The sequence below is a fragment of the Faecalibacter rhinopitheci genome (assembly GCF_015234135.1).
Classification (GTDB): domain Bacteria; phylum Bacteroidota; class Bacteroidia; order Flavobacteriales; family Weeksellaceae; genus Empedobacter; species Empedobacter rhinopitheci.
The window spans coordinates 45,604-59,234 of sequence record NZ_JADGIK010000002.1 but is presented as its reverse complement, the minus strand read 5'-3'; the positions used below and the strand labels follow the sequence as shown (position 1 = coordinate 59,234).

Annotated in this window: 8 protein-coding genes, 1 tRNA gene and 2 pseudogenes; 10 read left to right on the top strand and 1 reads right to left on the bottom strand. The window is 28.5% G+C overall.

Going from position 1 to position 13,631, the window contains the following annotated elements; genetic code table 11:
* Window positions 1–29 precede the first annotated feature (29 nt).
* The 6 genes and pseudogenes from IM532_RS02965 to IM532_RS02945 all read left to right on the top strand — a co-directional run bounded on the left by IM532_RS02965 (window position 30) and on the right by IM532_RS02945 (window position 9,798).
* Window positions 30–1,295: a putative DNA modification/repair radical SAM protein gene (locus IM532_RS02965; RefSeq protein WP_194181966.1), complete on the top strand. Its 1,266-nt coding sequence runs from the start codon at window positions 30–32 to the stop codon at window positions 1,293–1,295.
* Window positions 1,295–2,059 carry a TIGR03915 family putative DNA repair protein gene (locus tag IM532_RS02960; RefSeq protein ID WP_194181965.1) on the top strand — a complete coding sequence of 255 codons (765 nt, stop codon included), beginning with the start codon at window positions 1,295–1,297 and terminating at the stop codon, window positions 2,057–2,059. Before IM532_RS02965 ends, IM532_RS02960 begins: the two co-directional genes overlap by 1 nt.
* Window positions 2,060–2,193: 134 nt before the next feature.
* Window positions 2,194–2,278, top strand: a tRNA-Ser gene (locus IM532_RS02955).
* 182 nt (window positions 2,279–2,460) lie between these two features.
* Window positions 2,461–2,544 (top strand): annotated as a pseudogene (locus tag IM532_RS13665) (ATPase); the annotation flags it as partial.
* 112 nt (window positions 2,545–2,656) lie between these two features.
* A complete protein-coding gene (locus IM532_RS02950) occupies window positions 2,657–3,781 on the top strand; it encodes an AbiH family protein (RefSeq protein ID WP_194181964.1) in 1,125 nt (374 codons plus the stop codon).
* Between the two features lie 311 nt (window positions 3,782–4,092).
* Complete coding sequence (locus IM532_RS02945) at window positions 4,093–9,798, top strand: DUF3320 domain-containing protein (RefSeq protein ID WP_194181963.1); 5,706 nt, start codon at window positions 4,093–4,095, stop codon at window positions 9,796–9,798.
* A gap of 615 nt (window positions 9,799–10,413) precedes the next feature.
* Here IM532_RS02945 and IM532_RS02940 read toward each other — a convergent pair.
* Window positions 10,414–11,765: pseudogene (locus IM532_RS02940) on the bottom strand (IS3 family transposase).
* Between the two features lie 81 nt (window positions 11,766–11,846).
* Between IM532_RS02940 and IM532_RS02935 the strand changes: the two are divergent.
* From IM532_RS02935 to IM532_RS02920, 4 genes are all read left to right on the top strand, one after another.
* Window positions 11,847–12,095 (top strand): hypothetical protein, encoded by a 249-nt coding sequence (locus IM532_RS02935; RefSeq protein ID WP_194181962.1) that lies wholly within the window; start codon window positions 11,847–11,849, stop codon window positions 12,093–12,095.
* Complete coding sequence (locus IM532_RS02930) at window positions 12,064–12,366, top strand: hypothetical protein (protein ID WP_194181961.1); 303 nt, start codon at window positions 12,064–12,066, stop codon at window positions 12,364–12,366. The genes IM532_RS02935 and IM532_RS02930 overlap by 32 nt, the downstream gene beginning before the upstream one ends.
* Window positions 12,367–12,441: 75 nt before the next feature.
* Entirely contained in the window at window positions 12,442–12,888 is a 447-nt protein-coding gene (locus IM532_RS02925) for a hypothetical protein (protein ID WP_194181960.1), read from the top strand.
* Between the two features lie 7 nt (window positions 12,889–12,895).
* Complete coding sequence (locus IM532_RS02920) at window positions 12,896–13,420, top strand: DUF6705 family protein (RefSeq protein ID WP_194181959.1); 525 nt, start codon at window positions 12,896–12,898, stop codon at window positions 13,418–13,420.
* Window positions 13,421–13,631: the final 211 nt, after the last annotated feature.

Here is a 13,631-nt window from a genome sequence, read left to right as displayed (position 1 = left end):
TTATTTTTGCTATGCAAAAATTTTAAGAGATGAATTTTGACCGAGTAAGTGAAAAGTTGAACATTCTAGCAGATGCTGCAAAGTATGATGTTTCATGTTCTTCGAGTGGAGGAAATCGTAAAAATACCAACAAAGGTTTAGGTGATTCTAAAGCATCAGGGATTTGCCATACCTATACAGAAGATGGTAGATGTGTCTCTCTTTTAAAAATTCTATTAACTAATCATTGTATATATGATTGTGCATTTTGTGTTTCTCGTAAGAGTAATGATGTGCAACGTGCTGCATTTACGGTAGAAGAAGTTGTAGATTTAACAATAAATTTTTACCGTAGGAATTATATCGAAGGTCTTTTTCTAAGCTCAGGTATTTTTAAAAATGCGGATTTTACAATGGAACGTTTGGTTCGAATTGCTAAAAAATTACGTTTAGAACATAATTTTAATGGTTATATCCATCTTAAAACTATTCCAGGGGCATCTGAGGAACTCTTAACAGAAGCTGGTTTATATGCCGATCGTATGTCTATTAACCTTGAAATGCCAACAGAAGAAGGGTTAAAGCTCGTTGCTCCAGATAAATCACATGAAGATGTTAAAAAACCATTGGATTTCGTGAATCATAAAATGATTCAATTTAAAGACGAAAAAAAATTAATTAAATCAGTTCCAAAATTTGTTCCCGCAGGTCAATCCACTCAAATGGTAATTGGTGCCACGCCAGAAAATGATTTCCAGATTATGACAACTGCAAATCAATATTACAAAGATTATAGTCTAAAACGAGTATATTATTCTGGTTTTATTCCCATCAATCATAATGATCAATTGCTACCATCCATAGGAACTCAGCCACCATTACTACGAGAAAATCGTCTGTATCAAACCGATTGGTTAATGCGATTTTACCAATTTGATGTACACGAAATTTTAAATGAATCAAATCCTCATTTAGATACAGATATTGATCCTAAACTAAGCTTTGCTTTACGCAATTTAGACCAATTTCCTATTGATATTAATACAGCAGATTATCATCAAATTCTTCGTATTCCAGGTATAGGAGTAAAGTCAGCTAAGAAAATAATTGCGGCAAGACGATTTGGTAAAATCAGAACATACCAACTAAAAAGTTTAGGAATTGCATATAATCGTGCACGTTATTTTATGCGCTGTGAAGATGATCAATACCAACGTTTTGAGTTAATGCCTACTCAGATTAAAAATAAAATATTGAGTAATTCGCAAAGTAAATATTTAAAAAATAATCCTAATCAACTTCAATTATTCGTATAATGGAGAATTATGTTTTTGATGGAAGTTTAGACGGTCTATTCACACTAGTTTTTGATTTTTATAACAGGAAACCAAATTCAATTAAAGTTTGGTCTGAGCGTGATTTTATGCCGACGATGTTTGATGAAACACATGATGTTATTACGGATGAAGAAAAAGCAAACCGAGTAAAGATAAAATTGAAAGAAAAATTATCAAAACAAGGTTGGCGAAATTTATATTGCACTTTTCTTTCGGAACAACCAGAAGCTTTTCAACACATTTTTGAATTTGTAAGATATGTAATTGACTCTCCAATAGAAGTAGAAACTAACTTCGGGAATGAACATGTGTTGTACTTAGCTCAGATGCAGCGAAAAGTAAACCGAGAAAAACATCATTTTGAGGCTTTTATTCGTTTTGAAGAATTACCTGATGGTACATTTTATTCAACTGTAGAACCTAAATATAATATATTGCCACTGATTTTAAATCATTTTAAAAATAGATATGCAGATCAAGATTGGATAATTTATGATTTGGTACGTAAAACTGGCCTTCTTTACTCTAAAATTGAAGAGCAAGTTGTGCCAATACATTTAGAATTTGCTCCAAAACAAAATAATTCAATCCTAAAGTCCTTCGAACCTACGGAAGAACAATATCAACACTTATGGAAAGGTTATTTTAAATCAGCAAACATACCAGCACGTAAAAACACCAAATTACACGTGCAATTATTGCCAAAACGGTTCTGGAAATACCTTACGGAAAAAGAATTTTAAATTATTTTAAAATTTATTCAACTGAATATGTTTTAGTTAAGAAAAACTTTTAAAAAAAGTGATTAAAACACTTGCAAAACCCAATGTAATGGGCTTATATTTGCACCATCAATAACGCACTACACCGCGTGATTGGAGAGTTGGCAGAGTGGTCGAATGCGGCAGTCTTGAAAACTGTTGAGGGTCACACCTCCGGGGGTTCGAATCCCTCACTCTCCGCAACTTTAAACAAAGTTGATTCAAAAACCTCTATTTTTAACGAAATAGAGGTTTTTTTTATGCAATACATTTCCATTTTATCCATCTAAATGTATTTCATCAGACACCCTATCGACACCCAAAATTACAAATCGATTAGGGTGTCGACAAAATCTCTAATTTCAGCTCGTAGTATAGGTTACATAAAAATGCACATCACAACCAACCTATCAGCATCCGAAATTGAAAAGTATTATACCGAACGTGTACGCTCTCGTTTACGCTAAATGATGAATGTCATATCCATTTCAGCTGAAATGAAGGATAAGAGAAGTTAATATTGAATAAAAGATAATATTTTTTATATTTATAACTAACAATTTAGTTGTTAATAAAAGTATGAATAGAATAATTTTAATTGGTAATGGTTTCGATTTAGCACACGGCTTAAAAACAAGCTATAATGATTTTATAAAATGGTATTTAAAACGAGCTTTATTAGAATCAGTTGAATTTTCTACTTATGAAGATGATTTAATATCTGTAAAAAGCACAAATTATCATCGAGCATTTCAACATTTTAAAACAATTGATAATTATATTGATTTATTATATAATACAAATCTTTCAAATTGTGAAAACGAAACTATAAATACTGAATATCATGGTGTTATTAATCCTTTTGAAGTTAAAATTAAATCTAAATTTCTAAGAATATTATTAGGGAAATGCTCAATAAATACTTGGGTTGAAGTAGAAAATGACTATTATGAGATTCTAAAAGAGGTTTTTAATTTAAAAAAAGATAGGGATATTGAATTAAAGAATTTAAACAATTCTCTAAGCGAAATAACTAGGTACTTAGAACTTTATTTAACTGAACTACAACCTACACATTTAAATAGCGAATTTTTATCAATTTTTGATACTCAATTAGATCAAGATGACTTTGTACAAGCTTTAGATAACCCAGGTATAACACCAAAAGATACATTAATCTTAAATTTTAATTATACTTCAACTGTTGAAGAATATTTTAAAGATTCAACACATAACATTAATCCTAAAAAGTATAAAGTAAATTATATAAACGGCCAATTAAATAATATTCATAATCCAATTATTTTTGGATTCGGAGATGAATTAGACGAAGTTTATAATTTAATGGAGTTAGAGAAAAATAAAGCATTTTTAAAATTCATCAAATCATTTTGGTATTTTAAAACCAATAATTACCATAACCTGTTAAGGTTTATTAATAGCGATGAATATCAAATTTTCATTTTAGGTCATTCTTGTGGTTTGTCGGATAGAACGATGCTAAATATGCTGTTTGAAAATGAGAATTGTAAATCTATTAAATTGTTTTATTACGATAATGGAACAGGATATGACAATTACGAAGACCTAACGTATGAAATCTCACAACATATCAGAAATAAAGCAAAAATGAGACAATTAATTGTTCCTAAAAGTAAATCAATTTCTATACCTCAAGTAAATACTGTATTAGTAGAAAACTAAAAACAATCCCCTTGATCAATTTGATTAAGGGGATTCTTTTTTAATCACCAGGCTTATGTTTGTGAGGTTTTAATCCTGGATGTTTTGGTTTGTTAAGAGGTGTAACTCTCCTTCTTCGATCAGGTGTACAATCTGGATTATTTGAGTTGAGATTTTGTTAAATGCAATAAATTATATTAGTATATTAAATACTTTTAATTAGTTATAAGTTTAAGGATATAAACATTGAAAGATACCGTTGATAATTAGTTAGTTATATTTTACTTTTTTAATATATTTACAATTACCTAAATCACTTAACAAAACCTATAATGCAACAAGAACCTAAACTTAATTTTAATATAGAAAATCATTCTTTTATTAATTATACTTTCGTTTCAAATAGACTGAATTTCATCCAAAATATTAGATTAGAAAATACAGGAGAAGAAAAAGAAAATATTAAAATAGTTATAAAATCTACTTTCAACCTTTTTGAAGATTATATAATTAACCAAGATAAAATACAAGAAAACGAAATATTAACTTTCAAAGAATTAGATTTTAAATATAATCTACCTTTATTAAAAAGTTTGTCAGAGAAAGATTTAGATAAAATTATAGTTGAGGTTTTTTGTTATGATAAAGTACTAATTCAATATGATTTTACTATAGTAGTATTACCTATTGATTTTTTTGGTGGTCTTCAAGTTTATCCACATTTATTATCATCTTATATTTTCCCTAATCACGATTTGGTATATAGTTTAAAAACAGAAGTAATTAAAATACTCGAGTCCAACGAAAATTTTACACAATTTGAAGGATATCAATCTCAAAATAAAGAAAGGGTTCTACAAGTTATTTCAGCAATCTATAAAACAATTCAAAATCATCAAATAGTGTACAGTGCTATGCCGTCGAGTTTTGAAAAATCTGGTCAAAGAATACGTTTAATAGATAAAGTCATAAATACAAAATTTGGAAATTGCATAGATTTATCTTTATTATTCGCTTCAATCTTAGAAGCTGTAGATCTTAATCCAATTATAGTCATCACTTCTGGACACGCATTTGTTGGTGTTTGGTTAGAAGATAAGCGTTTTGATGGGATGATTAATCTCGATGTAACTGCTCTAACGAAAAGAATGGCTAAAGGCATTAAACAATTAGCTTTAATTGAAACCACGAATCTTTGTAAAGGAAATGATATTCCATTTTCACAGGCAATGGACAACGCAGAGAAACAGTTGTTAGAAGATGATAATTTTATATTATCAATAGATGTAAAAAATACAAGATCCTATGGGATACAACCTTTATCATTAAAATCAGATATTAAACCGATTATCAGTAATCTACATTTTTCCAACGAAACTAAGAATAATGAGGTAGATGAAGATTTTGACTTAGGAATTTCATACGATGATTTAGAATTAACAGATTTATCTAACTTAACCAAGCAAAAAATATGGGAGCGTAAATTACTTGATTTATCGTTAAGAAATAATCTTTTAAACATTCGCTTTACTAAAAGCATGCTTCAGATTATCGATTTGAAGTCACATCTTTTAGAGGATAATTTAGCAGATGGTAAAAGTTATATCATTCAACCAGATAATAATCTTCCGATTACTCGACGATATAATGTTTATAATGCTCCTTTGCATTCATCAGATCCATTATTTAAACTTGCGGATGACGAATTTAATTATGGTCGATTATTGACTTATTATCATAATGATGATTTAGATAAAATCCTTACAAACTTATATAGATCGTCTAAACAAGCCGAAGAAGAGAATGGGAAAAGTACATTATACTTAGGGATTGGATTATTGAAATGGTTTGAACCTAAAAATAAATTCCATCCACGTTATGCTCCTATTTTATTAATTCCGGTAGAATTATCGCGTAAGTCTGCAAATTCAAAATACACTTTGCGAAGTAGAGAGGAAGAAACAATGATTAATATAACATTGTTAGAATACTTGAAGCAAGAATATAAATTAAATTTAAACAGCTTAGAAACATTACCAACAGATGATTTTGGGGTTGATGTACCTAAAGTTTTAGCGTTAATTAGAAATGCGGTAATGTCTTTAGAAGGTTGGGATGTTTTAGAGCAAACAGTATTAGGGATTTTTTCGTTTAATAAATTAATTCTGTGGCAGGATATTTCAAAATATTCGGAAGAAATAGAGAAAAGTTCAATCGTTAAAAGTTTAATCGATGGTAAATTATCTTCATCACTGCAAAGTGTTGAAGGGAATGAATTGGAGTTAGAACATTTACCTACATCTTCTTTAATTCTACCTATTTCAGCAGATAATTCCCAATTAAATGCGGTTAAGAACGCCAATGAAAATAAAACTTTTATTTTACACGGACCTCCAGGAACAGGGAAATCACAAACGATTACAAATATTATTGCTGATGCATTAGCGAATAATAAAAAAGTGCTTTTTGTAGCTGCAAAAAAAGCAGCATTAGATGTTGTACATACTCGTTTAGAAAATATAGGTTTAGGACCTTTTTGCCTAGAATTACATTCTAATAAATCGAAGAAATCAGATGTTTTACAACAATTTGAAAGAACTTTAGATGTTCCAAAATATCAAACGAATGAGAGTTTTTTGGAGGAAGCTAATCGTTTAGATTTGAAACGTAAAGAATTGAATCAATATGTAATTAAACTTCACGAAAAAAATACAATTGGGTGGAGTATTTATGATACAATTTCGTATTTAGAATATTATAAAATTCAATTTTCTAATGAGTTACGTGTTCCGATTAATTTTGATCTTTTAAACTTAAATAAATGGAATGAGTGGCAAAGTTGGATTACTGCATTTGATTCGGTAATAAGTAAAATTGGGATTCCAAATCAACATCCATTAAAATATATCAAGAATCAAAATAATCAATTTGATTTAAAAATAAATATCACGTCAGTTATTCAAAATTTTATGCATTCTACAAGTGAAAAGAATGCATTAATGGAGAAGTATAAAATAGAGGACACAGAAATTGAAATATACTTATCAATCATAAAATTTATCCAGAATAATGATATTAATACTGATTTAATTGACTTCGCTGTAGATGAGGTAAAAAAGAGCCACTTAAATGAATGGGTAAAAATTAATGAATCTATCGCTAAAACTTCAGATTCAATCACACAAGAATTTAATCCGAAAATTATTGATTTTAATTACGAAGAAATTCAAATGTTATGGAATCAATCGAAACATACGTGGTTTATTCCGAAATGGTTAAAGCAAAGAAAAGTTAAAGGTATTTTACAAGGATTTTCTTCGAATAAAATAAATGATTCCACTCGTATAGATCAATTATTTTCTAATCTCGATGAACTGAAAAATCAATCAAAGAATTTAAAAGATGAAAAATTTAATGTTTTTGACATTAGACTAGAGAAGTATAAATCAAGTAATCGAATTAATAAAGATAAAATCAAACAAGATTTAGATATAGTACAAGAATTTGTTGGTTTATCAAGTAAATTATCAAAAGATAATGCGATCTATTGGTTAAAGGAAATCATTCTAAATGCTGAGTTTAAAAATGATATTGAAAATGTAATTCATAAAATTGAAACAAACGAAACGAATAAAAAGTCGTTATTAAATTATCTAGAGCAAATTCCGAATGAAGATGAGTTATTGAATATTATAAAGCATATTGATGGCTTAGATGAATGGCTTAAATTTAGAAGTTATGAAGAGAAGGCGAATGAAATTGATACCAGCTGGTTTATTGATAAAATAAATGAAGGTGTAATTGATTCAAATAATGCCGAACAAGAATTTGAAAAAGTTATTCGTTTAAATCATTTTATACAATCCATATATTCTTCTGATGAACTGAATCATTTTGATGCAGATATATATGAATCATTAATCAAACAATACAAAGAAATTCACCAACAATATACGGAATTATCTAAACAGCAATTGGTAGCACAACTAAGTGCTAAAATTCCAAATCTTTCGTTGGAAGCGGCACAGAGTTCTGAAATAGGTATTTTACAAAAAGCGATTCGAAGTAAAGGAAGAGGAATTACAATTCGTAGATTATTCGATCAAATTCCAACATTAATTCCAAGGTTAAAACCTTGTATGTTGATGAGTCCAATTTCGGTTGCTCAATATTTTGATGTGAAGCAAGATCATTTCGATTTAGTCATATTTGATGAAGCTTCACAATTACCAACTTCAGAAGCTATTAGTGCATTAGCGAGAGCAAAACAAGCAATAATTGTAGGAGATCCAAAACAGATGCCTCCAACAAGCTTCTTTGCTTCAAATAAAATAGATGAAGAAAATATGGAATTAGAAGATCTAGAAAGTATTTTAGAAGATACTCTAGCTTTATCAATTCCATCGAATCACTTATTACGCCATTATAGAAGTAAACACGAGAGTTTAATATCGTTCAGTAATAAGAACTTTTACAACAGTAAATTGTTAACGTTTCCATCGCCAGATGACCTAAATCAAAAGGTAACTTTTGAACACATTAAGGGTTTTTATGATAAAGGGGAAACACGTACCAATAAAAATGAAGCCTTAGCCATTGTTGAATACATCAAAAAGCATCTTCAATCAGGAAATAAGAAATCATTAGGGGTGGTAACTTTTAGTCAGGTACAACAAGAATTAATTGATGATTTATTACAAAAATTATTTCAAGATTATCCACAATTAGAGGAGTTTGCTTTGAAAAATGAAGAACCGATTTTTATTAAGAATCTTGAAAATGTACAAGGTGATGAAAGGGATATTATTCTTTTTTCAATTTGTTACGGTCCGGATGAAGAAGGTAAAATTGCAATGAATTTTGGTCCTTTAAATAGAGATGGTGGATGGAGAAGATTAAACGTAGCTGTAACAAGAGCACGATATGAAATGAAAGTATTCTCTACACTTAAAGGAGATCAAATTGATTTAAATCGTACAAAATCCGAAGGGGTAAAAGGTTTAAAAGAATTCTTGAATTTTGCTGAAAAAGGGAATTATATCTTACAGAAGAATAGCTCTCAAGCAAATAAAATCACGTTAATAGATGCGATTGAAAAGGCTTTAATAGATAATGGTTTACAGGTAAATAAATACATTGGAACTTCAAATTATAAAGTAGATTTAGGTATTATTAATCCTGAGAATAATAAAGAGTATATTCTAGGGATTCTAGTAGATGGAGAGAATTACAACGATATTAATACAACGAATGATCGTGAATTATTAGCACCTAATGTTTTAAAAGCTTTAGGCTGGAACATCTATCGTATATGGACTTTAGATTGGTTAAAGAACAAAGAAAAATGCATAAAGGAAATAAAGCAACTAATTATTGATATTCAAGAAAATAAAATTGTAGAACCTAATCCAGTAGTACAAGAAATTCAATTGAAAGAAATTCCTCAATCAAATCTTTTAGTAGAGGAGAAAGCAGGAAGTAAATTAATAGTGCCTTATCAATCAGCTGTTGTTGAACCTATTGATTTTGCGAATTCAGAATCCATCTATTATATGGAAAATAGACCTGTAATTCTAAATCAAATGAAGGAAATCATAACTGTAGAAGCTCCAATAAGTAAATCTTTATTGTTTAAAAAGATTTTAAAATTATGGAATACTTCAAGAGCAGGTTCAAAACTGAATAACTATTTATCGGATATAGTAGTTTCAATTCCTGAAGTGGTAATAACTGAAGGTCATCAAGATTTTTATTGGGTATCAGCACAACAACCACAAGAGCTAAAAAATTATCGTGATAATACAATTGAAAAAAGAACTATCGAGGATATTGCTCCAGAAGAAATAGCTATTGCGATACAAGAAATTATGGAAGCTAACATTAGTTTAAATAAGGAAGATTTAATCAAATTAACAGCAAAAGCTTTTGGCTTCTTAAAAGTCGGAAACCAAATCAATAATATTTTAGATCAAGTGATTTTATCAATGGTCAAGCAAGATCAATTACTTCTAAACGAAAATAGAATTTCTGTAAAATAGTATCGAAAAATTAGATTATTCAAGAAATCCATCCAACGCGCAGAAAAAGATAACGCTTTGATCCTTGTGATAGTTTTATTATTTATCTTACAGAAAAGGAAGTTTTAAGAATATAAATCTTCAACTCATAGTTGAGGATTTTTTAAAATTTAAACATAATTATATATGCCTAAAATACTTATTGTAAATTAGCAAAAATTCTAATTTATGCCTAATAATGACGCACTTAATTATCTAAAAGATAACAATATTTGGATTAAAGGTATATGTACAATTCTAATTATTGTTTATATACTTTTCCCATTTTTAGATAATCAGTTAAGCAATTCATTTCTTTTAAGGAAAAGTATTTCAGAATATCACAGTTTTAGTTTTATTTATTGGATAATATTCAGTGCAATTATATCATACAATGTATACTGCTTATTTATAAGAAAATATGTATATTCTAAATTCTATTTATTTACGACTACTGTCCTTTCAATTTCATACATTTTTATACGATTCGATGACTCCTTAAGAACCAATATCAAATTTTCTGAATTTGATAGATATCCCTGTATGTTGTCAAAATAAATGAGACACCTCTTTCTAAAAATTAAGAGAGTGTTTGGTTTATAAATTTATTATTTTTTCTTGATAATACAATTGCCTTCTTTTTGCAATTGTTTGTTGTTTAATAATTGCTCTTTGTTCTAAAATTTTATCTGCTCGACCAAAATACACATCCGAAGGCGTAAGATTGTTCAAAGCCTCATGATACCTGCAATTGTTGTAGTTTTCTACAAACTTATTCAAGGCTTCAATCAGCTCATCAGGATGGTAATAGTGATCTAATTTCACTACATTTTTCATCGTTCTGTGATACCTTTCGATTTTCCCTTGGGTTTGTGGATGTAGTGGTTTACCTCTAACATGCTCCATTTTTTGCGTATTTTTCAAGTAATCTTTTAATTCACTTGACACATAACAAGGGCCATTATCTGATAGTAATTTTGGTTTCTGTTTCGCTTTTAATTTAGCTTTTTCAATCGCTGTTTTTACAGTTCTTTTTACGTCTTCTGCCTTCATCGAACTACATAATTCCCAATGAATAATATATCGGCTGTAATCGTCTAAAATTGTGCTTAAATAATACCATCCCCATCCTATAATTTTAAAATAAGTGAAATCAGTCTGCCACATTTGATGAACAAAATTGGTTTTATCTTTAAATTCGTTTGCTGCTGAAATTAAAATATGATTAGGTGATGGAATTAAATCTCTCTGCTTCAATATTCTATAAACACTCGATTCTGAAATATAAATTCCTAATTCATCGGTCATTTTACAAGCCAATTCTCTAGCAGATAATTCAGGATAATCCAACGCTAATTCTACAATTAAATCCTTCTGAGAATCAGGTATACTATTCCATTTTCGATGGGTTGAATAATTTTTTGATTCTAAACCTTCAAATCCATTTTCTAAATAATTTCAGTACCATTTATAGAAGGTACTCCGTGCAATTCCGAACTCCTCTAAAGTACGTTTAACTCCAATTTCAGAGCGAGTTACAATCTGTATAATTTCGTGTTTTTCACTTGCTGATAATCGCATATATTTCTTGAATTTTGTTTTTAATCCAACGAGTTCAAGGTTTTTTTTACGATATCATAACGGACAACCAAATCAGCTACAATCTCTTTTAAACGATGGTTTTCTTTACGTAATTCACTTACATCGTCACTTGTAGCTTCTCGAGTAATATCTCCAGACAATCGCTTTTTTCCAGCTTCTAGAAATTCTTTATTCCACTTATAAAATTGACTAATACTATATTTTCTACAAAGTTCAGCTATCGAAGTTTCTGCTCGTAAAGCTTCCATTACAATTAAAATCTTTTGTTCCGCTGTAAATATTCGTCTTGTATTTTGACGAATATCTTTTACATATTTCTCTGGAGTTGGTTTTTTGGATGTTGCCATAATTAAAGTTAATGATTTTTAAAACACTACCTTAAATTTTAGGTCTTAGATGTCCACTTTTTGCTGACGATTTACAAATTAATGGAAAATGCTAATGGTGACAAATGGATTACATTTCCTAAAATAAAAGAAAAGAAAATAAATGGTTTTATCATTCTTAATTTAAATAAAGACAATTCAGATTTACAAATTTATACTTTCAATGAAAATTCAAACTTTTACAAAAAGAATGTTGTAGAATTTCAAAATAGATATAATTTAACTTTAAACTCTAAGCTACAAAACAAAATTGGTGGTTTTGATTGTGGTTTTGAAGGTCAAACCTTGTGAATTAGAAGGTCCTACAATTACCCCTCATCCTGGCGGAGGAGGTGGCTATCCAGGTTGGGGAGGAGATAACGGCGGCGGTGGCGGATGTTCTATATATGAAGATTGTGAATATATAGAACCACTTATTGGAGGAGGAAGTGCTCCTAGCACGCCTAAAAATCCATGTGAAATTATAAAACCACTAGGGAAAAGTAATAAGGTTAAAGAATTGATGAGAGATAATCTCAAAAATACAGTTTCAGGAAATAAAGAATATGGATATCATTCTTAATGAAACAAGTAATGGAAATATAGATTATGTATCAGTTTCTGGATTAGAAAATGAAGCAATCATTAATGTGTTAATGTGGATTCACCTATTGATGGTTTTTTACACTCACATTATAATGGATTACTATCTATTTATTCTCCTGATGATATTTTATCATTAGTAAAATTATATAGTTTAGGATTAATTAAAGATACTAATAAATTTTTGATGGGTTTGGTTACAGGTAACAATCAGTATTTTTTAACTATTGATAATCCCGCAAAATTCACTAATTTCTCAAACTTATATATAACAAATAGAGACCTTGATGTTACAGCTCAGAATGCCTTAAATTTAATTTATGGTTCACTCTATAATATAAATGAAACAAATAATGCATCTGAAAATCTTAAGAATTTTTTAAATTTTTTAAATGCAAATAATACTGGACTAGGATTAGTAGAAGGAGATTCTAATTCTGAAAATTGGAAGAAATTATCAGTTGATAAAAATGGAAAAATAATTAAAGAAGATTGTAAATAGGTTAATTATGTACAAAATATTAATAACAACTTTATGTTTAATAGTAGGATTAAACATATGTAAAGCTCAAAATACTGTAATAGCTCAAACGGGTGATAATATAATAGACAATAATATAAATAAATTTGTAGGTACATGGAAATGGAGATCAGATAATAAAGAGTTAACATTATATATTAAAAAAGAAAATATTCAAATTTCAACAGGATCATACTTTAAAATGGATGCTCTTGTAGGATTTCATAAATTAATTATAAATAATAATGTTATAGAAAATTCTATACAATTTAATAATACTAAACATTCTGATAAAAAATCTACTCTTATCGGTAGAACAAGTAGTGTAAACACACCAAATAATGCGAAAGTAGTCATTGTACATAATAATAAAAATATAGAGGGTACATTAACTTATATCAGTAATAATCAAATTAAAATAAGTAATATAAAAAATGCTCCTGGTATTAAAATTAATAAAAATTATAACCCTGAAATTTTATTCCCGATAGAAATGAACTTTTATAGAGAATAATAAATAATTAAAAAACAGAGTCTAAAGTTTAATTTAACTATATATTAAGTGTAAAGAATGTTAAACTTATAAAGCATATTTTATATAAATAATATAATTAAACCTAACTAAATATTAGTTAGGTTTTTCTTTTTCAAATAGATAGGTTGTATCTTTGCAAAATAATAAAGATGTTCTTTAAAGAATGGTAGAGACCAAATCGAGACCATTT